Origin of the sequence: Vreelandella profundi, from assembly GCF_019722725.1 — a bacterium.
GTDB classification, from domain to species: Bacteria; Pseudomonadota; Gammaproteobacteria; order Pseudomonadales; family Halomonadaceae; genus Vreelandella; species Vreelandella profundi.
This window is the reverse complement of record NZ_CP077941.1, coordinates 2,225,000-2,250,179: the sequence shown is the minus strand read 5'-3', so window position 1 is coordinate 2,250,179 and position 25,180 is coordinate 2,225,000. Positions and strand designations below refer to the sequence as shown.

Below are 25,180 nucleotides of genomic sequence, written 5' to 3'. Positions count from 1 at the left end.
GGCGGTATGCTCAAGCTAAGTGTGTTTGTTGCTCTGTATTCAACGCCGCCTTGGGGAAGCGTCGCCAGTGACGCGGGTGGGCGAATAAGCGCTGCCCGCGGCGCAGTGCCAAGTGCTCAAAGTCAGTATGGCGCACGGTGGCCAGCCAAGGCTGGGCTAGCCAATCGGCCTCTAACTCGACGCGCACTTCAGCCCCTACTGGCGATATCGCTGTAATGGTGACCGGCAGATGACTTTCTGATGTGGGCTGCTCCGTTAATCGCACTTCGTGGGGTCGTAGCAGTAGTTCCTCATGGCCATCCGGCAGGTCAACGTGCCAATAGGCGTCGCCGCAGGTTAATACGCCATTACTGACGTTACCTTCTAGGTGATTAACGTCGCCCAGGAACTCAAACACAAAGCGATTTTTAGGGGCGCGGTAAAGCTCATCGGGCGTATCAATCTGCTCGATACGGCCGTTGCTCATGACCACGACGCGGTCAGACAACTCCAACGCTTCTTCCTGATCGTGGGTCACAAATACGCTGGTGAAGTTGAGCTCGTCGTGTAAATGACGCAGCCAGCGGCGCAGCTCTTGGCGCACCTTGGCGTCTAGGGCGCCAAACGGCTCATCCAATAGCAGTACCTCAGGCTCGACCGCCAGGGCGCGAGCCAGCGAAACGCGCTGCTGCTGGCCACCTGAAAGCTGGGCAGGGTAGCGGTTTGCTAGATGCTCCAATTTGACCATTTCCAGCAATCTAAACACTCGGGCGCGAATCTCGCCGCTACTAGGGCGACGTTTGCGCGGCAGAACGGTCAGCCCAAACGCCACGTTGTCATACACGCTCATATGGCGAAACAGCGCATAGTGCTGAAACACAAAACCAATGCGCCGATCGCGCACATGCACATTGGTTACGTCGCGTTCGCCAAACAGAATTTTACCCGGCTGTGCAGAGTGGTCGGCATTTTCCAAGCCCGCAATAATACGCAGCAAAGTGGTTTTGCCGGACCCTGATGGCCCTAGTAGGCCGACCAGTTCGCCCTCATGAATATCTAAATTGATAGGCTCTAAGGCTTGGGTGCTGCCGAAATGCTTGGCAATATTATGTAAACGGATGCTCATGCGAATGCCTCCCGGCGCGATGCGCGCCATTCCAGCCCAGCCTTGGCCGCGAGCGTGAGTAGGGCAATGAATGCGAGTAACGCTGCGCAGGCAAATGCGCCCACGGCGTTGTAATCCTGATAGAGCTGCTCAAGATGCAGTGGCAGGGTATTCGTTTTGCCACGAATAGCCCCTGAGACCACTGAGACAGCCCCAAATTCGCCTACTGCACGGGCGTTGGTGAGAATGACACCGTAAAGCAGCGCCCAGCGAATATTGGGCAGCGTGACGCGGCGAAACGTGGTCCAGCCTGAAGCGCCAAGCGTGACAGCCGCTTCTTCTTCGCGAGAGCCCTGGGCCTGCATGAGTGGAATAAGCTCTCGGGCAACGAAAGGGCAGGTAACAAAAATAGTCACCATCAAAATGCCGGGCCACGCGAACATCAATTGAATGTCGTGAGTATCGAGCCAGCTACCGATCCAACCGTTGCGGCCATAAAGCAGCAGATAAATAAGCCCGGCGACCACTGGCGATACTGCAAAGGGAATGTCGATTAACGTTTGCAGAATGCGCCGCCCAGGAAAACTAAACCGAGTGACCAGCCAGGCCAGCGCAACCCCAAACACTAAGCAGACGGGAATGGTTAACAGCGCAATCATCAGAGTGAGGCCAATCGCATGCAGGGTAAAGGTGTTGCCGACATTCGCCCAGAACACCATCACACCTTGCGAAAACGCCTGGGCAAAAATAGCAATCAGTGGCAGCAATAGAAACAGCGCTGATAGCAGCAGAGCCGCGCCCACTAACAGGCGCCGGATAAGTGGCGAATCCCCAATTCGATGCATTATCCTTTCCCTCCGTGCAGGCGGCGCACAAAACGGCCCTGCCAAATATTAATGGCCAGTAGCAGGGCCAACGATACAAATAGCACCACTGACGCAATCGCAGACGCTCCTGCGTAATCATATTCTTGCAGTTTGACGAAGATCATCAGCGCGGTGATTTCTGTTTCGTAAGGCATATTGCCAGCGATAAAAATAATCGCACCGAACTCGCCTAGCGAGCGCACAAAGGCAAGCCCCGTGCCGGTCACTAGCGCAGGCCACAGGTGAGGCATGATGACGCGACGAAAGGCGACAGAATCCGTTGCGCCTAGCGACATAGCCGCTTCGTCGACTTCAATTGGCAGATCTTCTAGCACCGGTTGAACGGTCCGAACAACAAACGGAATACTGGTAAATGCCATGGCGAGCGCAATGCCTACCCAGGTGTAGGCAACTTGAAAGCCCAGTGGCTCGAGTAACCGGCCCATCCAACCGCTGCTGGCGTAAAGCGTGGCCAGCGTAATGCCGGCAACGGCGGTAGGCAGCGCAAAGGGCAGGTCCATCAGCGCGTCTAGCAAGCGCTTGCCAGGAAACTCATAGCGTACCAGTACCCACGCGAGTAACAGTCCAAATACGGCGTTAATCAGCGCCGCCACGGCCGCAGCGCCGATGGTGACCATATAGCTTGCCACCACGCGTCCTTCGGTGATGATCGCCCAATACTCGGCAAGGCTAAGCTTCGCTAACTGTCCGAACAGGCCGGTAATCGGTAGCAGCAGCACCAGCGAGATGAATAGCACGCTGATACCCATAGACAGGCCAAAGCCCGGCAGCACGCGTGTGCTGCCGGTTCGCCAAGATGCGAGTTGACTCATAGTTGAGGCTTGCTCATAGATAGTTATTAGCGGCGCTGTAGCTGATCAAGAACGCCACCGCTGCCAAAGTGAGTGTCCATGACTTGATCCCAGCTACCAAACACGTCTTCTACTTTTAATAACTCAATTTCCGGGAATTGGTCAGCGAATTCTGCCACCACGGCTTCGTTGTGCACGCGGTAATTGAAGCCCGCCAGCTGGCGCTGAGCCTCTTCTGTGTACAGGTAGTCTAAGTAGCTTTGCGCTAAGTCACTGTTGCCATTACGCTCAGCGTTTTCTTCTACCACGGCGACAGGAAATTCAGCTAGAACGCTTATCGGCGGTACGATCACTTCGTAATCGTCGCTGCCGTATTCACGTCGAATATTGTTTACCTCAGACTCAAAGCTAATCAGCACATCGCCAATGTCGCGCTCGATAAAGCTGGTGGTTGCACCACGGCCGCCGGTATCAAATACGGCAACATTGGCTAAGAACGTACGCATGAAGTCTTCAATTTGTTCTTCATCGCCATCGAACTCGTTATCGGCAAACCCCCATGCCGCTAAATAGGTGTAGCGGCCATTGCCGGACGTTTTGGGATTCGGAAAGACCATTGATACGTCTTCTTGCACCAAGTCGTCCCAGCTTTCAATCCCCTTGGGATTGCCTTTACGCACCAAGAAAGCCGTCGTGGAGTAATAGGGAGACGCATTGTTTTCGAAGGCCTGCTGCCAGTCTTCGGCGACCAGCCCGGCATCTGCGAGCACCTGAACATCGGTCACTTGGTTAAACGTCACCACATCCGCACGTAGCCCTTGCAAAATGGCGCGCGCCTGGGCAGAAGAGCCGCCATGCGACTGGCTAATCTCAATTTCTTCGCCGTGCTCTTCTTGCCACTTCGCTTGAAACTCTGGGTTGATAGCGGCAAACAGCTCTCGAGCAACGTCGAACGATGAGTTGAGCAGTTCACGCTCTTGCGCTGTTACCGTACCACTCACGGTAACGCCTAGCGCGATGGCAATCAGGCTGCGGCTGAAAATGGTTGGCATTGACATTGATAAACTCCTTTGAGCGGTAAGCGCTTAGAAACGCAATATTGGCAAGGTTAAATCTATCAATGTGGAATTACAATCATGCTTTATATTCTATTTAAGAATATATGCCTGATAATCTGCGCCGCTGCGTATAAGTGGCTGGGGTTTGGCTCTGGTAAGATAGGCAGCTGGCTATGCTTTCTTGCCTGTGCCCACAGGCATTCGGGGGAGCTAATCTCGTCTACTGATTAATAAGCAGGATTGGAATATGACCGCTGAGCAGGATTTTTTAATTGCCCCTTCTATTTTATCGGCTAATTTTGCCCGGCTGGGTGAGGAAGTAGATAACGTGCTGGCTGCTGGTGCGGATGTAGTTCACTTTGACGTGATGGACAATCATTACGTGCCCAATCTGACCATTGGACCCATGGTGTGCAAAGCGCTACGCAAGCACGGCGTGACGGCGCCTATTGATGTGCATTTAATGGTCAAGCCGGTCGATCGTATGATTAATGATTTTATCGACGCGGGGGCAAGCTACATTACGTTTCATCCGGAAGCTTCTGAGCACGTGGATCGCTCGCTGCAGCTTATTCGCGACGGTGGATGTAAAGCGGGACTGGTATTTAATCCGGCCACGCCGCTTTCCTACCTCGACTACGTGATGGATAAAGTCGATATGGTGCTGTTAATGAGCGTCAATCCAGGCTTTGGTGGCCAGTCCTTTATTCCTGGCACGCTGGACAAGCTGCGCGAAGCCCGCGCGCGCATCGATGCCTCTCCTTATGCTATTCGCCTGGAGATCGATGGCGGCGTGAAGGTAGACAATATCGCCGATATTGCCGCCGCGGGTGCCGATACCTTTGTGGCTGGGTCAGCTATCTTCAGCGCTCACCAGGCCAGCGATCCGCACGGCTACGATACGGTCATCAAGCAGCTGCGCGCAGCGCTGGCAAAGGCGTAAACGAAAATATAGCGGGGCGTTTAGTGCAGCTTCATACGCGGTTTTAAATAGCGATTGAGTTTGTCTACTAGCCAAGACAGCCCTGTTTTCGGCGCCCCGTGAATAGAAAGCTGGTGCATGCGGTACAGCGAGGCGTAAGCCTGGCGAGCCAGCCAGCCTTCTAAAAATAGCCCTTTGGAGGCCGAGCTGCGCATTAAATTGCCCACCGCGTCGTAGCGCGCAAGCGATACCAGCGAGCCATGGTCACGGTAGCGGAAGTCAGCAAGCGGCTTGCCGGCTAAATGATTGACCAAATTTTTGGCAAGTAGCGTTGCCTGCTGGTGGGCCGCCTGTGCACGAGGTGGCACCGTACCGCTTTCACCCATCGGGCAGCTCGCGCAGTCGCCGAGGGCAAAGATTCTCTCGTCGTCGACGCTTTGTAACGTGGTGGCTACGTTGATTTGGTTTTTATTGTTGGTCGTCAGCCCGAGTTCCGCCAGAAATGGCGGTGCTTTAATGCCGGCTGCCCACACATTGATATCCGTTTCGATCACTTCTCCGTCATTGGTTACCAGCTGATGCGCCTGGGCTTCTTTAATGGCGGTGTTGGTGTGGACGGTCACGCCCATGCTTTCAAGCTCAGTTTTAACCGTCTGGCTGATTCGCTCAGAAAGGCCTGGTAGCAAACGCGGCGCTGCTTCCAATAAGTGAACGCTAATTGTCTGATGATCTAATGACGTCACGCCGTAGGCATTCAGCATGCGTGAGGCATCAAACAGCTCTGCCGCCAGCTCTACCCCGGTTGCGCCACCGCCGACGATGCCGATGGTCAGCTGTGTATGCTGGCGCAGAGTCGGATCGGTGTAGCGCAAAAAGGTATTGATCATGTCGCGTTGGAAGGCTTTGGCCTGCTGTGGCGAATCGATAAAGTGGCAATGCTCAGCAACGCCAGGGGTGCCGAAGTCGTTGGAAATGCTGCCTAGCGCCATTACTAAATAGTCATACGAAAGCTCCCTGGCGGGGAGTACTTCGACGCCGTCCTCATCGTGAATCGATGCTAACTGCAACAATTGCTTTTCACGATTGATGCCCGTTAGTGAGCCACGCTGAAAGCGGTAGAAATGGGCCGACGAGTGCCCGCGATAATCCACCTCATCCATGCTGGAATTAAGCACGCCGGTCGCTAATTCATGGAGCAGCGGTTTCCAAACATGGGTGGTGTCACGATCAAGCAGCACGATTTCTGCTCGTTTGCGCTTACCTAAGGTACGGCCTAAACGTGTTGCAAGGGCTAAACCGCCCGCGCCGCCGCCGACAATCACAATGGTGGGAGTGGTCATTATTACCTCCATGGCTAAATTAGCCATAGCATAGAAGTTTCTTCAGCTTCTGACTAATGCGAAAGTTGGCCTAGAGCGAGTAAGATAGGTGGCTAACGAAAGATTTTCAGCAGCGAATGAAGTGAGAGGGCAATCAAGGTGCATTCAATACGACACTCGACATTACATTCAGTGCTACAGGACAAACGACTGATTGCGTTCGATCTGGATGGCACGTTGATTGATTCCGTGCCAGATCTTGCGATCGCCGTCATGCGGACCTTGCGTGATTTAGGGCTGCGCGAGCCGAGTGAAGACGAGGTGCGCAACTGGGTGGGTAACGGGGCATCTGTATTAGTGCAGCGAGCCTTGGCTTGGGCGGGGGAAGAGGCGACAGAGTCAGCGCTTCAAGAGCGCGCGTATGAGGCTTTTATAAAACATTATGGCGCCGCGCCCAATGCTCTCACGACGCTCTATCCGGGGGTTATCCAAACGCTTCAGGCGCTGCATCAGCACGGCATGACACTGGTATTAATCACTAATAAGCCTGAGCGTTTTATTGAGCCGCTGCTTAACCACTTCAAGTTAATCGATTATTTCACGCTTTGGATTGGCGGTGATTCGCTGGCTGAAAAGAAACCCCACCCGTTGCCGCTGCTGAGCGCCGCTGATAAGTGTCAAATATCCCCTTCTGAGTGCGTCATGGTCGGCGACTCGCGCCATGATGTGGCTGCGGGTAAAGCGGCGGGCTTTACGACGATCGCGCTGCCCTATGGTTATAATCACGGCGAGCCGATTGAGCACAGTCACCCCGACCTGGTAGTCAGTTCGTTAACCGAATTGCTGATGACCGCACCCCATGCGACAAGGACCGCTTCATGATGACCCCAGAACGTTTTCAAGCGCTTAGCCAGGCAGGCTACAACCGAATCCCTGTTTCGCGTGATGTGCTGGCAGATTTAGATACGCCGCTCTCCACTTATTTAAAGCTCGCCAATACACCCTGGACGTTCTTATTTGAGTCCGTGCAAGGCGGTGAAAAGTGGGGTCGTTATTCCATGATTGGGCTGCCTAGCCATGAGCGCATTGAAGTGCGTGGCTTTACGGTGCACCACATCAACGAGGGTGAAACCGTTGGCGTCGCCGAAGTGGAAGATCCCCTCGCGTGGATTGAAACATTCCAGAGCCGTTTTAAAGTGCCCAAATTAGATGATCAGCCGCGTTTTGACGGCGGGCTAGTCGGCTACTTTGGCTACGACACAATTCGCTATATTGAGCCGCGTCTGCGCGGCGGCGCAGATAAGCCTGACCCGCTAAAAGTGCCTGATATTCTGCTCATGGTGTGCAATGACTTTGTGGTATTCGACAATCTTTCTGGACGTCTTACCATCTGGACCCACGTTGATCCTGCCAAGCCAGATGCCCTAGAGCGTGCTCAAACGCATTTGAAACATGTTGAGACCCGCCTGCGCGAAGCGCACATCAGCCCTAATAATGCCGGCAGCGACCGACAGCCCGTGCAGGAGAGTGACTTTAACTCTGGTTTTACCGAAGACGGCTTTAAGGCCGCCGTTGATAAAATTAAAGAGTACGTATTGGCGGGGGACATCATGCAGTGCGTACCTTCCCAGCGTATGTCGATTCCTTATCAGGCGTCGCCGTTAGACCTGTACCGCGCATTGCGCAGCCTAAATCCATCGCCCTACATGTTTTTCTTTAACTTGGGTGACCATCACGTGGTGGGCTCGTCACCGGAAATCTTAACCCGGATGGAAGACGGTGAGGTGACCGTACGGCCGATTGCCGGTACCCGCAAGCGCGGCAAAACCGAGGAAGAGGACGACGCCTTAGAAGCAGAGCTGCTGGCGGACCCTAAAGAGCTCGCGGAACATCTCATGCTGATCGACCTAGGGCGCAATGACGTCGGCAGAATTTGTAAAACCGGCAGTGTTGAAGTCACTGATCAGATGGTCGTTGAGCGTTATTCGCATGTGATGCATATCGTTTCCAACGTGACCGGACAGCTAAAGCCGGGCCTGACGGCGATGGACGCGCTGCGCGCCACTTTCCCCGCAGGAACGGTTTCCGGGGCGCCTAAAATTCGCGCGTTAGAAATAATTGATGAGGTTGAGCCGGTTAAGCGGGGTATTTATTCTGGGGCGGTGGGGTATTTATCTTGGCATGGCAATATGGACACTGCGATTGCCATTCGTACCGCGGTGATTAAAGACGGCCAGCTGCATGTTCAGGCCGGAGCAGGCATTGTGGCTGACTCGGTTCCCGAAATGGAATGGCAGGAGACGCTTAATAAGGGGCGCGCGATTTTCCGCGCAGTGGCCATGGCTGAACGTGGGTTAGACAACCTTTAATCCTGGGCGATTACTCGGCCGTTGCGCCTCCTAGCGCGGTATGCAGCACTTCCGCATTGTGGCGCAACATGGCTGAGTAGTTAGCCGCCGGGCCATCGGCATTGCTTAGTGCATCGACATATAAGGGGCCTGCCAGCGGTAGCGATGTCTCACGTGACAAGGCATCCATGTGTATCGGCGGGGTGGTGCTCTCGTAGAACAGCGCCAATGGACGTTTTTCGGCAAGACGTTCGCTCATCTTAGCCATCGCCAGCGCGCTGCCTTGAGTCTCATGATTCACTCCCCAAATTCCAAGCGCCTGGAAGGCGTAGGCGCGCGCAAAGTAGCCAAAGCCCGCCTCACTAGTCACCAGCGTGCGATTAGTTTGCGGAATCCCGTCAAGACGCTCTTTCACCGCCTGATCAATGATTGCGAGCGCTTTCTGCGCCTCTTCAGCGCGCGCATAAAATGCATCGGCCTGTTCGGGCAGATGTTCGGCTAGAACTTCAGCAATGACATCAATGTAGGCGGCGGCGCCTTGGGGATCCATCCACATATGCGGGTCTGGCTCGCCTTTATGTAGCCCGGTAGAGACCGTCATCGGCGCGAAATCTGCTTGAGCGGCTACTTCTACCAACGTCAGCCGGTCACCTGACATCGCCTCAACATGGTGCATCCAGGGCTCTAACCCCAGTCCGTTGTAAAACACGATATCGGTTTCTTCCAGAGCGAGTACGTTGGGCGGCGTTAGCTCCCAGCGATGAACATCTTCTTCTGCAGGTACAATCACGTTGACGCTAACCGCATCACCGGCGACTCGCTTTACCAGGTCTTGCATAACTGAAAACGAGGCAATAACGCGTAGTGTGGGGTTGGCATAGGCTGGCGCCGTGCTCAGCACCGCGACGCACAAGAGCGTACTCATCCAGATAACCCGCTTTAACATCCCACGCTCCTGACTGACTTGAAGGACTAACTTAAAGAACGAACTTGAAAACTAGCGAAAAAGACGGCAGATAATAAAGACTGCGATGGCTCGTTGCCAGCTCCAATGCAGCGGCCTATGCAGAGAGCTAAGTGCCATAAGGCTGAAAAACGGGCCATTCCTAAGCATAGCGTGCATTATGACGAACAGAGCGGTTTATTCTTTTTAAGCACTGTTGATGAAGGGCCACACTTAACCCCTGCAAGGAAGTGCTCGGTTGCGGTATCATCGAGCCCATAGTTTTTATTAGCAGTTTCATAAGGCGAGGGAGTAAGCGGGGCAATGGCGAAAGGACAGTCAGTGCAAAAAGTCTTAATGATCGATAATTACGATAGCTTCACGTTTAACATCGTGCAGTATTTGGGTGAGCTGGGTGCTGAAGTAATCACTCATCGTAATGACGAAATCAGCATTGAGCAGATTGAAGCGCTGGCGCCTACGCACCTAGTGGTGTCGCCAGGCCCTTGTACGCCCAATGAAGCGGGTATTTCAATGGCGGTGATTGAACACTTTGCCGGCAAGCTGCCTATTTTAGGCGTTTGCCTGGGACATCAGGCGATTGGCCAAGTCTATGGCGGTAAAGTGGTTCGCGCTCCGCAGGTTATGCACGGCAAAACGTCAGACGTATGGCACGATAATCAAGGCGTTTTTGAAGGGCTGGAGAACCCCGTGCAAGTGACTCGCTATCATTCTCTGGTGGTCGATAAGGCGAGCCTGCCCGCTTGTTTAGAAGTGACTGCCTGGACAGGCGATGATGATGTCACGCCTGGTTTAGTCATGGGGTTACGCCATCGCGAGCTGGATATTGAAGGGGTACAGTTTCATCCCGAGTCGATTCTTACCCGCCAAGGTCATGAGCTATTGGCCAACTTTTTAAAACGCGGCTGATTGCCGGTTTCACACGCTTTAGGGGCTCCTCTGCTCATGCAAATGCGAGATGCGATTAATGCGGTCATGCGCCGCGAAAACCTCTCTTTCGACACCATGCATGCTTTGATGCGCCAAATCATGACCGGCGATGCGAGCGATGCGCAAATCGGCGCCTTGCTGATGGGGTTAGCCATGAAAGGCGAAAGCGCGTTAGAGATTAGCGCCGCTGCCCAGGTAATGCGCGAGCTAATGAAGCGCGTCGAGCTAAACGTTGAAAACGTGGTGGATATCGTGGGTACTGGCGGCGACGGTGCCAATTTGTTTAACGTTTCTACCGCTGCGAGCTTTGTCGCGGCGGCGGCGGGTGCCCATGTGGCCAAACACGGTAACCGCAGCGTTTCATCATCGTCTGGCAGTGCTGATCTGTTCGACGTGGCGGGCATTTATCTTGACCTTAAGCCGCAGCAAGTAGCGCGCTGTATCGAGCAGGTGGGGGTAGGCTTTATGTTTGCACCTAACCACCATCCGGCAATGCGCTACGCTATTGGCCCTCGCCGTGAGATGGGCGTGCGTACGCTGTTTAACATTTTAGGCCCGTTAACGAACCCCGCCGGTGCGCCTAATCAGGTGCTGGGTGTTTACGCCCCGGAACTTGTGCCGCTAATGGCCGAAGTGCTTAAAACGCTGGGTAGCCGCCACGTCATGGTGGTGCACTCAGAAGACGGCTTAGATGAGATTTCGCTGGCGAGCCCCACGCTGATTGCGGAGCTCAAGAATGGCGAGATTACCCAGTATACGGTGACGCCAGAAGAGCTGGGCATTGAGCGTCAGAGCCTAGCCACGCTTAAAGCCAATAATGCAGAAGATAGCCTGCGTTTAGTGAAAGCTGCGCTGGCCGGTGACGGTGCCGCTGCGGATATGGTCGCGCTGAATGCCGGTGCCGCGCTTTATTGTTCTGGGGTGGCGGACACGTTAAAAGAAGGCGTACTGGTGGCCCAGGATGCGCAAGCGTCCAAGCTGCCGCTTGAAAAGCTTAAAGAGCTTTCGCACTTTACTAGCGTTTTTAAGCCGTAGGCTCTTAAACAAGATAAGCTTTAAACACGAAGAGATCATCATGACTCAACAGGCAACGCCGACTATTTTAACGCGCATTCTGGCCCGTAAAGACCAAGAGGTGGCTGAGCGCCGTCAAGCGGTTTCAGAGCAGGATCTATTGGCGCTAGGTGAGCAGCAAAGCGCGCCACGCGGCTTTATTAAAGCCCTCAATGCACGCATTGCGGCAGGTGACCCGGCCATTATCGCAGAGGTAAAAAAAGCCTCGCCCTCCAAAGGCGTGATTCGTGAAGAGTTTCATCCTTCGGATATCGCTAAAAGCTATGCGCAAGCGGGGGCTGCCTGTCTTTCCGTACTCACCGATGCTGATTTTTTCCAGGGTCATGAGGACTATCTGATTGCCGCTCGTGATGTCTGTTCACTGCCGGTGATTCGCAAAGACTTTATTACTCACGGCTATCAGGTGTCAGAAGCTCGCTCGATTGGTGCGGACTGCATTTTGCTGATTGTGGCTGCGTTAGATGATAGCCAGCTACGCGATCTGAATCAGCAGGCTAACCAGCTAGGCATGGATGTGCTGGTAGAAGTGCACGATGCCGATGAGCTGGCGCGCGCCCTGGCACTCGACCTGACGCTTGTCGGCATCAATAATCGCAATCTGCATACGTTTGAAACGAGCCTGAATACCACGCTTGATCTGCTGTCGCGGATTCCTGAACATGTCACGGTGATCACCGAGTCGGGTATTCATACCCGCGATGACGTTAAGCTAATGCGTGATCATAGCGTTAACGGTTTCTTAGTGGGTGAGGCCTTTATGCGTGAAGGCGATCCAGGCCTGGCGCTGAAGAAGCTGTTTTTCTAAGCTTGGCGCCGAGCCTGGCTGTCGATTGGTTAAGCGCTGCGTAACAGCGTAAGCAGCGCTTGAAGCGGGTGACGCAAGGTTTGGCTGGAATAGCGTTTCACCTGGCTACGACAGGAGTAGCCGGTCGCTAACAGCTTGCCCGCATTGTGCTTTTCTTCCACCTGCGGCTGCCAGGACTGTGCGTAAATGACCTTTGAGGTCGCCACGTTACGGGTTTCATGGCCATAGGTGCCGGACATGCCACAGCAGCCGGTGGCCATCAACTCAAGCTCCAAACCAAACGCCGAGAACACCTGCTGCCACGCCTTGGGGCTGGCCGGCGCATTGGTTTTCTCGGTGCAGTGAGATAGCAGCTTAAAGCCCGGGTCGGTGAGCGTTAGCTGGCTAGGCGCCAAGGTGTTAAGGCGGGTTACTAGCCACTCTTGGAGCATCATTACGTCGGGCACTGCCTGATTCCCAAACGTTTTCACATACTCTTGGCGGTACGTCAGGGTCATCGCTGGATCAATGCCAACCATCGGAATGTCAAAGCGTGCCAATGTGCGCAGCCGCTTGGCCTGTTTGGCCGCGGTACGCTCAAAGGCACCCAGAAAGCCCTGTACCTGAAGGGGTTTCCCGTTCGCAGAGAAGGGCATCACGAACACTCGCAGATCAAGCCGCGAGAGTAGCTCGACGATATCCATGACCAGTGTGGCTTCAAAATGAGTGGTAAAGGCGTCTTGAACAATGATCACGCTGTTAGCGCGCTGTTGCTCGGTGAGGATGGCAAGCGCTGCGGGCGTTGCTTCAGCCACTCCCCACGCCCGTAGCTGCTTTTTAACGCTTGACGGCGAAAGCGCCGGCGAATCGCTAATGCCAAGCTGTTGGCCCATTAGCTTTTCGACCCAGCGCTGCCCGATTACTGCGTTATACAGCGGCGCGGCTTTGGCTAGAGAGGGCAACATGAACTCGGTGCCGCCGATGATATAGTCGCGCAGCGGGCGCAGATAGCGGCCGTGATAAACCTCCAAGAACTGCGAACGAAACTGAGGGACATTGACCTTAATCGGGCACTGTCCTGCGCACGATTTGCAGGCCAGGCAGCCTGCCATGGCGTCGTAAACGTCATGGGAGTAGTCGTGATGCTGTTTGCGGCTGAGGCTATTGGCCATTCGGCGCGGAAAACTTTTAATAAAGCCCCAGCCGCCTTCGGCTTTTTTCTTGCGTGATTCTTCGACTACGTCAATGCCCGCCAGGGACTGTAAGCGCAGCCATTCGCGCATCAAGCTGGCGCGGCCTTTAGGCGAGTGACGACGGTCCCGAGTGGCCTTCCAGGAAGGGCACATCGGGTCGTCAACGTCGTAGTTATAGCAGGCGCCATTGCCGTTGCAGTACACCGCGGCGTCATAGGCCTGCCATGCTCGCTCATCGATGGTACGGTCAAGCTGGCCACGCGTCGTCACGCCATCAATCGTCAGCAGTTCTGGATCGCGCTCGCGGGCAATTAGCTGGCTAGGCTCGCTGGTTGCAGTTGCCTCTACGCCTTCGTTTGCAGAGGACAGCGGCGTCGCGATCTTGCCTGGATTAAGCTGGTTGTAAGGATCAAACGCAGCTTTTACGCGCTGAAGGCTAGGGTAGAGCTCGCCAAAGAACTTAGGCGAATACTCTGAGCGCACGCCCTTGCCGTGTTCACCCCACAGCAGGCCGCCATATTTTTGGGTAAGGGCGGCTACTTCGTCTGAGACTACGCGAATCAGTTTTTCCTGCTCTGGGTCCTTCATGTCGATGGCGGGGCGCACGTGAAGTACGCCGGCGTCCACATGGCCGAACATGCCATAGGTTAGATTGCGGGCGTCCAGTGCGGCACGAAATTCGGCGATAAAGTCAGCCAAATGTTCTGGCGGCACGGCGGTGTCTTCTACGAATGGAATCGGCCGTTTTTCACCTTGGACGTTGCCCAGCAGGCCCACCGAGCGTTTACGCATGCCGTAGACTTTCTGAATCTGAGCGCGTCCTTCCGCCAGAGTAAAGCCCAGCCTTTCTACCGTTGGGTCTTGGCTTAGATAGTCGGTAAATAACTGTACGCGGTGGGCGAGAGCTTTCTCGTCATCGTCGTTGAATTCAATCAGGTTAATGCCACGAATCGGCACGCTGCCGGTGGCAGGAAAAAACTCGGCCACGCTATCCCAGACAAAGTCCTCCATGGCGAGCTGGAGCACTGTATCATCGACGGTTTCAATCGACGTGGGCCGTGCGGCACTCGCCATTAGTGCTTTAGCATCCCGCAGGGCATCCATAAAGCTTGTATAGCGCACGTTGACCAGGGTGGAGTGCTTGGGAATCGGCAGCACGTTCAGCACCGCTTCGTTCAGAAAGCCCAGCGAACCTTCCGAGCCACATAACAGGCTGTTGAGATTGAGCTGGCCTTCGTCATCGCGCAGGTGGGCAAGGTCGTAGCCGGTTAAGCAGCGGTTGAGGGGCGGGAATTTTGCCTCTATCAAATCACGCTGCTGGTCGATAATCGCGGCGGCGGTGGTATGCACTCGGCCTAAAGCACCTTCTTGTTGGCATTCGCTGTGCTCTTCGTCCGAGGTTAGCGCGCGGCTGTGCAGGTGCTGGCCGCCGAGTAAAACGGTATCAAGTTCCAACACGTGATGGCGGGTTTTGCCGTATTCGCAGCTACCTTGGCCGCTAGCATCCGTTGAAATCATGCCGCCGATGGTGGCGCGGTTGGAGGTCGAAAGTTCCGGGGCGAAAAACAGTCCGTAAGGTTTTAGAGCGGCATTGAGCTGGTCTTTTACCACGCCGGCCTGCACGCGCGCCCGGCGGTTCTCAGTATCTATTTCAAGGATCTTATTCATGTGGCGCGAGACATCGACCACTATGCCGTCGGTCAGTGACTGGCCATTAGTGCCGGTGCCGCCCCCGCGTGGCGTCAACACAACGCTTCGATGAGTCGTTTGTGCGGCGAGCTTGGTCAGGCGCTCTAGATCTTCGGCATGCTTGGGGTAAACCGCCGCCTGAGGCAGGCGCTGGTAAATAGAGTTGTCGGTCGCCAGTACCGTGCGATGAGCGTAATCAGGGGCAATGTCGCCTTCAAAGCCGCGTGTTTTGAGGGCTTCGAGAAAACGTACATAGGCGCTACCTAAACGCTCAAACGGAGCGGAACGCGTGTCCAGGGGTGCAATCATAGATGATTAAGCCGTCAGTGCCGGGGGCGCAATAAAGGAAGTTGGCTACTTTACCGCAGCGGTTGCTTAGCTGCATCTTAACGTGATGATTTACTCAGTCTCTTATCCGTACCTTACTCGGCACCCAGCGCTTCTTTGACGAGCGCTAAAGAGGCGTCTGACATCGGCAGCGTTAAGGCTAGTGCGTGGGCACGGGGCGACATTTTTCGCCACGTCATTTGCACAATACGCACCATATGGTCGTGCTCAATCTTACGCGAGAAGTCCGCGAAGTAATTCTCTAGGAAAACGAGGCAGGCACAGTCTTCTAACGCCTGGACGTCGGCATCGCGTCCGAGGCCTTTCTTGCTAATAATGGTGGCGGCTCGTTCGGCGTCTTCGGCTGAAAAACCGGCATCGCGCATTAGCTGAGCGCTTGTATCGCCAGCGCGAATGCCCTGGTCGCGGCGCCAGGTGAGGTAACCCACGCGCCCTTCAGGGTACTGCTCGCGGGGTACTAACCAGCGTTGCAGATGCTGAGCACGTATCGCCAGGCGGAGTACTTCATCAGGTTCGTCATGCACGCTATCTAGCCAGCCACTCATGCGCTGAGAATAGGCCAGTTCCTGCGGCATTGACGTGCCATCAGCGAGACTAATGGTGCGCGGGTCTTGTGCATGCAGCGCATCAATGGCAGCGAGCGTTTGATCAAAAGCAGTCGGCATAGCAGCGGTGCTCGGCTAAGAGAATGGTGAAATTGAATGGCTTCTAGATTGAATGGCTTCTAGTTTGAATAGACACTAGGTTGCCGCGAAACAGCGCCAATCACAACGGCTGAGTGGGAAAAGCTTGAATCCGCCGTGCTGCAAAGCGCAGCAGGCGGACGATTTTGATTAATAACGGCCTGCGTTAGGTCTAGCGGGCGTTATAGACGGTTTCGTTGAGCTCGCCTTCGCTCTTACCTACGAGGGTCGTCACCATTAAATCACCGGCGACATTGACGCTGGTGCGCGCCATATCAAGGATGCGGTCAATCCCCGCGACGACCGCGATCGCTTCTAGCGGCAGGCCAACCTGCGCCATGACAATCGAGAGCATAATTAAGCCAGCGCCCGGTACGCCTGCGGTGCCAATCGAGGCCAGCGTGCCGGTGGCAACAATCATACCGTAATCCATCATGCTCAAATCAGTGCCGGTCATCTGAGCGATAAACAGCACCACCACACCCTGGTAAAGTGCCGTGCCGTCCATATTGATAGTGGCGCCTACCGGTAGCACAAATCCTGAAACACCTTCGGAAACGCCAAGGTTTTTCTGCGCACAGCGGATAGATATGGGCAGGCTGCCGGCAGAAGACGCCGACGAAAATGCTACGACAATAGCGTCCAGGCTACCCTGCAAATAGCGCATAGGATTTAAGCGCCCAATCAGATAGACAAAGCCGGAGTAGATCAGCAGGACGTGAAGGATGCTGGCGAGATACGCGACGCCAATCAGCTTGGCCAGCGGTAGCAGTATCTCTAGGCCGTATTGGCCAGAGACATGCGCGATCAAGCCAAATACGCCAAAGGGTGCAAAGGCCATTACAATGCCCGTGAGCTTGTACATGGCTTCGGCAAAGCTGTCGAACACCTTCATCACTGGCTCGCCTTTATCGCCAATGAGCGTCAGTGAAATACCCAGGCCAATGGCAAACACAATGATTTGCATAATGTTGCCGTTGGCCAGGGCATCCAGCGGATTGCGTGGCACTAAATCAACCAGAATAGAAATCAGCGACGGGGCTTCGTTTGCAGCCACTTCGCTATCAAAGCTTAAATTGACGCCTACTCCGGGCTGCAGCAAGGTAGATAACAGCATGCCGATGCTGATGGCAAAGGCGGTGGTGATCAAATAGAGCGTAATTGTTCTAGCGCCAATGCGGCCCATTTTCTGCGGGTCACGCATCGAGGTAATGCCTACCACCAGCGTAGAAAACACCAGGGGCACAATCAGCATCATGATCGCGTTGATGAAAATGTCGCCGAGTGGTTTAAATACGCTAGCGGTCTCGCCTAGCAGCGCCCCCGCTAAAATACCCAGCGCCAAGCCGGCTAAAATCTTCTTCCATAAGGCGATTCGTCGCCACCAGGCAAATTTTCCTTGCTGTGCTGTTTCTGGCACTGCCCACCTCCTATCAAAAGTATAAAAGCCTATCCTTCGGCGATTCGCCAGTCGAATCGGCGGGCACTTTATCACTTTTGAGAAATGATGGGGTGCGTGGAAGTGAAGCTAAACACTATCCTGGTGCTGCCAGCCATGGCTCCTTGCCGCGCTTTTGCCTACAATAGGCGCCTTTATGCACGCGCGCTGGCGCGCTGCTCTTATTGTTTTCAGGCCAAGGGACAGGATTCATGCTCGATCCGAAACTGCTGCGCGGTGATCTTGATACGGTTGCTCAACAACTGGCCCGCCGGGGCTTTGTGCTTGATAAAGCGGAACTGCAGGCGTTGGAGTCGCGCCGCCGCGAGCTTCAAACGCAAACCGAGCAGCTGCAAAGCGCGCGTAATACGCGCTCTAAGGCGATTGGTAAAGCGAAGGCCAGCGGTGAAGATATTCAGCCGCTGCTGGATGAGGTCAGCGATTTAGGCGATCGTTTGGACGCTGCCAAGCTTGAGCTGGCCGCTGTGCAGGTCGAATGGGATGAGGCGATTAGCGGTATTCCTAACCTGCCTCATGACAGCGTGCCGGAAGGTAAAAACGAAGACGATAACGTTGAACTGCACCGTTGGGGTACGCCCCGTGAATTTGATTTTACCGTTTTAGACCACGTTGATTTGGGTAAGCAGTCGGGTTATCTCGATTTTGAACTGGCGGCTAAAATTACCGGCGCTCGCTTTGCCGTGATGCGTGGTCCTATCGCGCGGCTGCACCGGGCGTTAGCGCAATTTATGCTGGATACCCAAACGGAGCAGCACGGTTACGAAGAGTGCTATGTGCCGTATATGGTGAACCGCGATTCGCTGATGGGAACCGGCCAGCTGCCTAAATTTGGCGAAGACCTGTTTAAGCTGGATGATGAGCGCGGGTATCATTTAATTCCTACCTCAGAAGTACCGCTGACGAACTTTGTTCGCGATGAAATCGTCGAGCAGGCGGCACTGCCGATGAAGCTTACGGCGCATACGCCGTGTTTTCGCGCCGAAGCGGGCTCGCACGGTCGCGACACCCGCGGCATGATCCGTCAGCATCAGTTTGATAAAGTGGAAATGGTTCAGATCGTAGAGCCTGAGAACAGCTATACGGCACTTGAAGAGATGCGCGGCCACGCTGAGGCTATCTTACAGGCGCTGGCGTTGCCGTATCGTGTGGTAACGCTGTGTACTGGGGATATGGGGTTTGGTGCCACCAAAACCTACGATTTAGAGGTGTGGCTGCCGAGTCAGGAAACGTACCGGGAGATTTCTTCGATTTCAAATTGCGAGGATTTTCAGGCGCGGCGCATGCAGGCGCGTTATCGTCATCCAGATTCGAAAAAGCCGCAGTTGCTACATACGTTGAACGGTTCAGGGTTGGCAGTAGGGCGTTGCCTGCTGGCGGTGCTTGAAAACCACCAGCAGGCGGATGGCTCGGTAATTATTCCTGAGCCGCTACGTCGCTACCTTGGCGGTTTGGAGCGTCTGGCCCTTTAAGCGCCCACTCAACGTTAACGCCGGCATCAATACGAATGGTGCCGGGGCTGTAATCACTGACGGCGCCGGATTGGCCAGCATCGGCAGAAGCACTTTCAGCTCGCATCATCATCATGCGCGGTTGAAAAATCGGTGACTGAGTTTCTTCAATACGCTGCACTGGGCCAAGTTCGGCATCTAAGCTGCCTGCCATTAAGTTCGCTTTATGCTGCGCTTTTTCAAGGGCTTTTACTAAGGCCTCGTCAGTGGCTGAGTCACGGTCTTGTAAATCGAACTGGACGCCGTCTAAGGCGTTAACGCCAGCGGCGATCAGCGCGTCTAACACTTCGCTTAGCTGATCGAGGTCCGTTAATTCAACGGTGATCGGGCGTTCAAGGCGTGTGCGCTGCAATGTTTCAGACTCGCCGTTTTCGTTACGCTGTCCTTGAACGTGCTCGGGATAAACATTTAATGAGCCTGCATTAATGGCGCTGCGTTCAAGGCCAGTCGCTTCCATCTGCTCAATTAATTCGCGGGCACGGGTCTCCAGGCGCTCACGTGCATCGGTTAGTGCGTTACTATCACTCTCTTCTAGCGTGGAAAGCGCAGGTGTGTTTTCCCATAGGCGAGCATTGAGCGTCGCTTTGTCAGGTTCTACCTCAACCCATGACTGTGCCTGAACGTGCAGGCTGGGAGGCGGTTGTTGAGCGGGCGATGCCTGAGCAAGAGGCGCGCAAAGTAGTGCCAATAAGGCACCACCTAGCAGGCTGTAACGCAGCCGGTTTGACGCAAATCGTTGAGTTCGTAGCGATGTCGCTATCATATGAAAGATCCTTGCTGTCGGTAGGCTAATGTTAATTATCGTCAAGACTTGGAAACGCATTGGAAAGGAAAGTTCAGTGCTGAAGAATGGATGTAAAACAGTTGCTTATTGCTTGCACGGTTGGTGCATGATCGTGCTGGCAGCCACCATGAATATGACAACAGTCTAGGGATGGGTTTATGTCGAAATTATCGGACGAGGATTACCGTACGGTTCCTCTTCATGCCACCTTGGCACTCGCTTCGCTGGTAGTAATCGTTGCGGGAATGAAGGTCGGGTCTGATTTGCTGGTGCCACTGCTGCTGGCAATATTTATTGCCGTTGTATGTACTTCCCCTGTGCAATGGCTACACCGCTGTGGCTTGAGTCTGCGAGTATCGGCGTTTCTGACCTTAATGGTGATGCTGGGGTTTCTTTCGCTTATCGGCTTGCTGGTGGTGAATAGTTTCAGCACGTTTTTGGCCGCGTTACCGGATATTGAGTCTCGGCTCTACGAGCAGTATTGGAATTTGCTCAATGCATTGTCTGTGCATGGTATGGCCGTTAGTCCAGATCAGGTCAACTCAATGTTTGCCATGGATGATGAAGATTCTTGGATGCCAACACTGCTGGGGGAGATAGGCAATCTCTTCATGCAAAGCTGTATCGTAGGGTTGCTGGTCATCTTTATGCTTTTTGAGACGCTCAATTTTCGCGATAAAATCTCGCGAGCGCTTGAAAATCCTGCCCCGAGCTTAAAGCGATTCAGCGAATTTAGCTTAACGTTAAAGCGCTACTTAGCGGTCAAAACCGTGATTAGCCTGGCCACTGGGGTGATGGTGTGGCTTTCATGCATCATCATTGGCGTCGAGTTTGCACTGCTGTGGGGGGTGTTGGCTTTTGCCTTAAACTTCATTCCGAATATCGGTTCTGCGCTAGCGGCTATTCCGCCGGTACTATTGCTGCTGGTTGCTCAAGATGGCGGCGCTTTTCAGGCCATGCTTTTGGCCTCGGCCTATTTGGGCATCAACTTTGTGATTGGTAACTTGATTGAGCCGCGAATCATGGGGCAGGCGTTAGGTCTTTCTACCTTTGTGGCGTTTTTGTCGCTGGTAGTATGGGGGTGGATCTTTGGTGCCGCGGGGATGTTGCTCTCAGTAGTGCTTACGATGACCTTGAAGATCGCGCTGGATAGCCATCCGCAAACCCGATGGATGGCGCGCTTATTAGGACCTGGAAAACGTCGTTTAAAAGATACCAGATCTAGCGATGCGCGCCTGCCGCCATGGAAGCGCGAAAGATAACGAAGAAGAAAGATAGCGAAGAAGAAAGATACTAAAGAAGAGTGCTACCGCCGACGTGATCGGCGGTAGCTACATTCATCAAGCGTTTTGTTCGATGAACTGCGTCAGCTGTGATTTGGATTGCGCGCCAACCAGTGAAGCAACTTTGGTGCCTGACTTGAACAGCATGACGGTAGGAACACCGCGCACGCCTTGCTCAGCGGCAATTTCAGGTGCGTCGTCGACATTGACGCTAACCACTTTCAGGCTGTCCTGACGTTCAGCAGCTACTTCGTCAACGACCGGGGCCATCACTTTGCACGGCCCACACCACGGCGCCCAGAATTTCATCAGCACAGGCTGTTCAGCGTTGAGGACTTCTTGCTCAAAGTTGGCGTTGGTGACATCAACATTATTAGCCATTTGATTCTCCCGTTTGCGTTGCTCTTACTGTTTCGTTGCCTCAAATGGAGCAACGGTCATTACGCGATCAATTGGCGCTCTTTCACAGCGCTTCCTGTTTATCACGATAATCGTGGGCAGATGTTAGCGTTCGCGAGGGTTGCTGGCAAATTTCCTGTGCGCTAAATGATCACAAAAGTAGAAATTAATGAGTGCCGGTCAGAAAAATTTTTTATACTATAAAAGTATTATCAAAATGTTTTTTATTCTATCTGATATTATGGAGCGTACTGCCACTAACTGAGGTGGCTGAGCGCATCGCCGCTGCAAGGTCAGGATGAACGCTCAGGCGTGGTCTGTATAGACAAACAAATAAGGTGAGGATATGAAGCTACAACAGCTCCGCTATATCTGGGAAGTCAGTCGGCATAATCTGAACGTCTCAGCCACAGCACAAAGCCTCTTTACCTCACAGCCAGGTATCTCTAAACAAATTCGTTTATTAGAAGACGAGCTAGGTGTGGAAATTTTTGCCCGTAGCGGCAAGCATCTAACGCGAGTGACATCGGGCGGGCAGTCGATTATTGATCTGGCCGGGCAGGTTCTGCGCCTTACGGATAATATCAAGCAGGTGGCGCAAGAGCATAGCGACGAGCGGCGTGGCAGCTTGGCAATCGCGACGACGCATACCCAGGCGCGCTATGCACTGCCGCCTATCATCAGCGAATTCACGTTAAAGTATCCTGATGTTGCGCTGCATATGCAGCAGGGCAATCCTAAACAGATCGCGCAAATGGTCAGTGAAGGACAGGCAGATTTTGCCATTGCCACTGAGTCATTAGAGCTGTTTACCGACTTAGTGCTGCTGCCGTGCTATCGCTGGAATCGCTGTGTGCTTGTACCGAAAGGGCATCCGTTAGCAACGCACAAAGGGCCTTTGACGCTTGAAGCATTGGCTGAGCATCCGCTGGTCACTTACGTTTTTGGATTTACCGGTCGCTCGCAGCTAGACGATGCCTTTAAAGCGAAAGGGCTCTCGCCTAACGTGGTGCTGACGGCGGCGGATGCAGACGTGATTAAAACCTATGTACGGCTGGGAATGGGTGTCGGGATCGTGGCCCATATGGCGGTCGATGAGGCGATTGATACTGATCTCGTCGCTTTGGATGCTAGCCATCTATTTGCAAGCTCTACGACCAAAATTGGCATTCGTCGCGGTACGTTTATGCGTGGCTATATGTATGACTTTTTGCAGCGCTTTGCGCCTCATTTAACCCGTGATCTCGTCGATGAAGCGTTAACGGCAGGTCCACGCCATGAGCTGTCTTTGTTTGATGATATAGACCTGCCAGAGCATTAATGCTGCGATTATTAATGCTGTAGGTGCAGCCCACACTCGCGCTTCTCTTCAACCTTGGTCGGGTCAAAGTAATCGAAGTTGTTGGGTAGGCCATGTGCCTCTAGATACTGGTACATATCCTTTGCACTCCACTGCAGCAGCGGGGCCACTTTTAACAGGCCGTCGCTGTTGCGGCTGACCGGCTGCATCTTAGCGCGCTCGGGGGTGTCCTCAGCGCGTAGCGCGGTGAACCACACGTCGGGCTGCATTTCACGCAGTGCGCGCTCAAAGGGTTCAAGTTTCACTTCTTGAGTAAAGTCCGCGTGGCGCGCATCGTCAATGCCCGGCACCGGGCCATCCAACGCTTCGCGGTGGGCGCGGGTGCGGCGAGGTAGAAAACTCACTACCTTTGAATCGAGCTGTTGAATAACGCTATCGGCAAATTGATACGTGGCCTCGGTGTTATAGCCGCTGTCCATCCATACGATAGGAATGTCGGGGCGCACCTGGCTTACCATATGCAGGATCACCGCCTCAAAGGGGCGAAAGTTAGTGGTGCAGATAGGTCGCTCGCCCTGGGTCAGCGCCCATTCAATTAGCCCTTGGGGGTTGTTGGCGAAGTCGCGGTTAACCGCTTCAAGCTCTGAGGACATGTCGCCTCCTATTCAGGTGTAGAGTCATCGCTGCTAAGCTCATCAGGCGCTAGGCTACCAAATTCAGGCCAGGTTCCCCCAATACCGTTTGGTTAGGCTTTTATATTCCTTTTTGATATTTAATTAACGTTGCTTATTCCAAAGCCTCAATGAGGTGGCGGATTTTATCCAACGTTTCGGTGTACTCCTCGTCGGCTTGAGAGTCGGCAACTAATCCTCCTCCGCCCCATACGTGCAGCCTCCCAGCTTCTGCCACCATCGTGCGGATAGCGATAGACGTATCCATGCTGCCGCGCACATCTACATAGCCCAAGCTGCCGCAGTAGACGCTTCTTTGGCAGGGCTCTAGCTCGTCAATAATTTGCATTGCACGAATTTTCGGTGCGCCGGTAATCGAGCCGCCGGGAAAGGCGGCTTTGAGAAGCGCAAGCGGGCTACAGTCATCGGCTAACGTTCCCTGCACCACGCTGACCAAATGGTGGACGTTAGGGTAGCTCTCTAAATGACATAGTTGCGGCACGCGAATGGACCCTGGCAGGCACACGCGGCCCAGATCGTTACGCAGTAGGTCGACAATCATGACATTTTCAGCGCGATCTTTGCGGCTACTCAGAAGCTGTTCCGCTAGCGCCTTATCCTCGTCCGGCGTTTTACCACGCGGGCGAGTGCCTTTAATCGGGCGTGTTTCCACTTGGCCCTCGCGGCTTTGAATAAAGCGCTCTGGCGAAAGTGAAAGCACGGCGCTGTCATTCCAGGCCATAAAGCCTGAAAAAGGCGTTGGCGTCGCTTTGCGCAACAAAAGGTATGCCTGCCACTCATCCCCTTGGTAGTCAGCATAAAAGCGCTGAGCCAGATTGATTTGGTAGCAGTCGCCTGCGCGAATATAGCGCTGAACGGCATCAAAGCGCGTGACGTACTCGGCGGGAGTAAGCTCAGCCTTAAAGGTGCTGCTCAATGTGAAGACGCTGTCTTGCACTGGCTCTTGAGCAAGCCAGTTTTCTACTTGCCTACGGCGCTCTGGTGTGGCGATTAACCATGCCTGTTGGGCCACGTGGTCAAACGTGATGCACCAGTCGTAAAGCCCTAGGCGCGCCTGGGGGAGTGAGGCAGCGCTGGTTTTCAGGTCAGAGATAGACAGCGTATTACGGCCTAGATCATAGCTCCAATAGCCGATCAGGCCGCCTAGGAAAGGTAGTTCGCTAGGCTCACTAGGGACTTTAAGTTGATCTAATAGCCATTGCTGAACTGCGAACGCATCGTTGGCTAGCTGTGCCGGTGGGCTAAGCTGGTTAGATTCCACGCTCACCATGCCATCGCTGCTCACTTCAAGGGTGGCGAGCGGGTCACTGCTAAGAATGTCGAAGCGGCCGGTGGCGATAGGTCGGCCGCTATCAAGTAGAACGGCGCCAGGGCGTTTACGTAGGCAGGCGAATGCCCCCAAAGGGTCGGTCGAATAGGGCAGGGCAGTAATCGTTAACGCCTTGAGCATGAAGCAAACGCCTAACCAGTTAAGAGGGGCGTGACATTTTAAAGGGGCTTGACTAATGACACCAGCGCTAGGCTTCGACGCCTTTTTCACGCACTGGCGAGCTCAAGAAAAAAAGAAAGGCGGCGTCACGATAGAATGTCTAAAAGGACGTGGTTGTTGACAGGCCTGTTTCGAATAAGTCTATGCATACGACGAAAGGCGCATAAAATCGGCAAAATTGACTGGTTGACG

General features: G+C 54.1%; 22 protein-coding genes. 9 read left to right on the top strand and 13 right to left on the bottom strand.

Features of this window, described 5'->3' with window-relative positions:
* Positions 1–10: 10 nt before the first annotated feature.
* The 4 genes from KUO20_RS10365 to cysP are packed head-to-tail and all read right to left on the bottom strand — an operon-like array spanning position 11 to position 3,820.
* On the bottom strand, positions 11–1,105 hold the full coding sequence (locus tag KUO20_RS10365) for a sulfate/molybdate ABC transporter ATP-binding protein (RefSeq protein WP_235039794.1): 1,095 nt from the start codon (positions 1,103–1,105) through the stop codon (positions 11–13).
* Positions 1,102–1,929, bottom strand: coding sequence for a sulfate ABC transporter permease subunit CysW (gene cysW, locus KUO20_RS10360; RefSeq protein ID WP_235039793.1), 828 nt, complete (start codon positions 1,927–1,929; stop codon positions 1,102–1,104). The genes KUO20_RS10365 and cysW overlap by 4 nt, the downstream gene beginning before the upstream one ends.
* The gene (gene cysT / locus KUO20_RS10355) at positions 1,929–2,783 is read right to left on the bottom strand and encodes a sulfate ABC transporter permease subunit CysT (protein WP_235039792.1); all 855 of its coding nucleotides are present in this window, start codon (positions 2,781–2,783) and stop codon (positions 1,929–1,931) included. Before cysT ends, cysW begins: the two co-directional genes overlap by 1 nt.
* 26 nt (positions 2,784–2,809) lie before the next feature.
* On the bottom strand, positions 2,810–3,820 hold the full coding sequence (gene cysP / locus KUO20_RS10350) for a thiosulfate ABC transporter substrate-binding protein CysP (protein ID WP_235039791.1): 1,011 nt from the start codon (positions 3,818–3,820) through the stop codon (positions 2,810–2,812).
* A gap of 247 nt (positions 3,821–4,067) precedes the next feature.
* Between cysP and rpe the strand changes: the two genes are divergently transcribed.
* On the top strand, positions 4,068–4,763 hold the full coding sequence (gene rpe, locus KUO20_RS10345; RefSeq protein WP_235039790.1) for a ribulose-phosphate 3-epimerase: 696 nt from the start codon (positions 4,068–4,070) through the stop codon (positions 4,761–4,763).
* 20 nt (positions 4,764–4,783) lie between these two features.
* Here rpe and KUO20_RS10340 read toward each other — a convergent pair whose 3' ends face one another.
* Positions 4,784–6,082 carry an NAD(P)/FAD-dependent oxidoreductase gene (locus KUO20_RS10340; RefSeq protein ID WP_235039789.1) on the bottom strand — a complete coding sequence of 433 codons (1,299 nt, stop codon included), beginning with the start codon at positions 6,080–6,082 and terminating at the stop codon, positions 4,784–4,786.
* A gap of 132 nt (positions 6,083–6,214) precedes the next feature.
* On the opposite strand from KUO20_RS10340, the gene KUO20_RS10335 reads away from it, so the two are divergent.
* Both KUO20_RS10335 and trpE read left to right on the top strand, forming a co-directional pair.
* Entirely contained in the window at positions 6,215–6,943 is a 729-nt protein-coding gene (locus tag KUO20_RS10335; RefSeq protein ID WP_235042466.1) for a phosphoglycolate phosphatase, read from the top strand.
* Positions 6,943–8,430, top strand: coding sequence for an anthranilate synthase component I (trpE, locus tag KUO20_RS10330; RefSeq protein WP_235042465.1), 1,488 nt, complete (start codon positions 6,943–6,945; stop codon positions 8,428–8,430). Before KUO20_RS10335 ends, trpE begins: the two co-directional genes overlap by 1 nt.
* Positions 8,431–8,440: 10 nt before the next feature.
* Here trpE and KUO20_RS10325 read toward each other — a convergent pair whose 3' ends face one another.
* Complete coding sequence (locus tag KUO20_RS10325) at positions 8,441–9,355, bottom strand: metal ABC transporter substrate-binding protein (RefSeq protein WP_235039788.1); 915 nt, start codon at positions 9,353–9,355, stop codon at positions 8,441–8,443.
* Positions 9,356–9,676: 321 nt separating this feature from the next.
* On the opposite strand from KUO20_RS10325, the gene KUO20_RS10320 reads away from it, so the two are divergent.
* From KUO20_RS10320 to trpC, 3 genes are read left to right on the top strand one after another with little or no spacing between them, the layout of a single operon-like run.
* Positions 9,677–10,282, top strand: a complete 606-nt coding sequence (locus KUO20_RS10320; protein WP_235039787.1) for an anthranilate synthase component II — start codon at positions 9,677–9,679, stop codon at positions 10,280–10,282.
* A 36-nt stretch (positions 10,283–10,318) separates the two neighbouring features.
* On the top strand, positions 10,319–11,338 hold the full coding sequence (trpD, locus tag KUO20_RS10315; protein ID WP_235039786.1) for an anthranilate phosphoribosyltransferase: 1,020 nt from the start codon (positions 10,319–10,321) through the stop codon (positions 11,336–11,338).
* Positions 11,339–11,378: 40 nt separating this feature from the next.
* Positions 11,379–12,182, top strand: coding sequence for an indole-3-glycerol phosphate synthase TrpC (gene trpC, locus KUO20_RS10310; RefSeq protein ID WP_235039785.1), 804 nt, complete (start codon positions 11,379–11,381; stop codon positions 12,180–12,182).
* Positions 12,183–12,211: 29 nt separating this feature from the next.
* Here trpC and ydiJ read toward each other — a convergent pair whose 3' ends face one another.
* From ydiJ to KUO20_RS10295, 3 genes are all read right to left on the bottom strand, one after another.
* Entirely contained in the window at positions 12,212–15,352 is a 3,141-nt protein-coding gene (ydiJ, locus tag KUO20_RS10305; protein ID WP_235039784.1) for a D-2-hydroxyglutarate dehydrogenase YdiJ, read from the bottom strand.
* A 113-nt stretch (positions 15,353–15,465) separates the two neighbouring features.
* Positions 15,466–16,056 (bottom strand): DUF4202 domain-containing protein, encoded by a 591-nt coding sequence (locus KUO20_RS10300; protein ID WP_235039783.1) that lies wholly within the window; start codon positions 16,054–16,056, stop codon positions 15,466–15,468.
* Positions 16,057–16,246: 190 nt separating this feature from the next.
* The gene (locus KUO20_RS10295) at positions 16,247–17,494 is read right to left on the bottom strand and encodes a dicarboxylate/amino acid:cation symporter (protein WP_235039782.1); all 1,248 of its coding nucleotides are present in this window, start codon (positions 17,492–17,494) and stop codon (positions 16,247–16,249) included.
* A gap of 230 nt (positions 17,495–17,724) precedes the next feature.
* On the opposite strand from KUO20_RS10295, the gene serS reads away from it, so the two are divergent.
* Positions 17,725–19,002 (top strand): serine--tRNA ligase, encoded by a 1,278-nt coding sequence (serS, locus tag KUO20_RS10290; protein ID WP_235039781.1) that lies wholly within the window; start codon positions 17,725–17,727, stop codon positions 19,000–19,002.
* Here serS and KUO20_RS10285 read toward each other — a convergent pair.
* Positions 18,947–19,804 carry an SIMPL domain-containing protein gene (locus KUO20_RS10285; RefSeq protein WP_235039780.1) on the bottom strand — a complete coding sequence of 286 codons (858 nt, stop codon included), beginning with the start codon at positions 19,802–19,804 and terminating at the stop codon, positions 18,947–18,949. The two genes, serS and KUO20_RS10285, sit on opposite strands and share 56 nt — an antisense overlap.
* A 179-nt stretch (positions 19,805–19,983) precedes the next feature.
* On the opposite strand from KUO20_RS10285, the gene KUO20_RS10280 reads away from it, so the two are divergent.
* On the top strand, positions 19,984–21,087 hold the full coding sequence (locus KUO20_RS10280) for an AI-2E family transporter (protein ID WP_235039779.1): 1,104 nt from the start codon (positions 19,984–19,986) through the stop codon (positions 21,085–21,087).
* A gap of 78 nt (positions 21,088–21,165) precedes the next feature.
* On the opposite strand, the gene trxA is transcribed toward KUO20_RS10280, so the two are convergent.
* Positions 21,166–21,489 carry a thioredoxin gene (gene trxA, locus KUO20_RS10275; RefSeq protein WP_096279135.1) on the bottom strand — a complete coding sequence of 108 codons (324 nt, stop codon included), beginning with the start codon at positions 21,487–21,489 and terminating at the stop codon, positions 21,166–21,168.
* A gap of 364 nt (positions 21,490–21,853) precedes the next feature.
* Between trxA and cysB the strand changes: the two genes are divergently transcribed.
* Positions 21,854–22,828 (top strand): HTH-type transcriptional regulator CysB, encoded by a 975-nt coding sequence (cysB, locus tag KUO20_RS10270; protein WP_235039778.1) that lies wholly within the window; start codon positions 21,854–21,856, stop codon positions 22,826–22,828.
* An 11-nt stretch (positions 22,829–22,839) separates the two neighbouring features.
* On the opposite strand, the gene KUO20_RS10265 is transcribed toward cysB, so the two are convergent.
* Both KUO20_RS10265 and pabB read right to left on the bottom strand, forming a co-directional pair.
* The gene (locus KUO20_RS10265; protein ID WP_235039777.1) at positions 22,840–23,460 is read right to left on the bottom strand and encodes a phosphoadenosine phosphosulfate reductase domain-containing protein; all 621 of its coding nucleotides are present in this window, start codon (positions 23,458–23,460) and stop codon (positions 22,840–22,842) included.
* Positions 23,461–23,593: 133 nt separating this feature from the next.
* Positions 23,594–24,949 carry an aminodeoxychorismate synthase component I gene (gene pabB, locus KUO20_RS10260; RefSeq protein ID WP_235039776.1) on the bottom strand — a complete coding sequence of 452 codons (1,356 nt, stop codon included), beginning with the start codon at positions 24,947–24,949 and terminating at the stop codon, positions 23,594–23,596.
* Positions 24,950–25,180 lie beyond the last annotated feature (231 nt).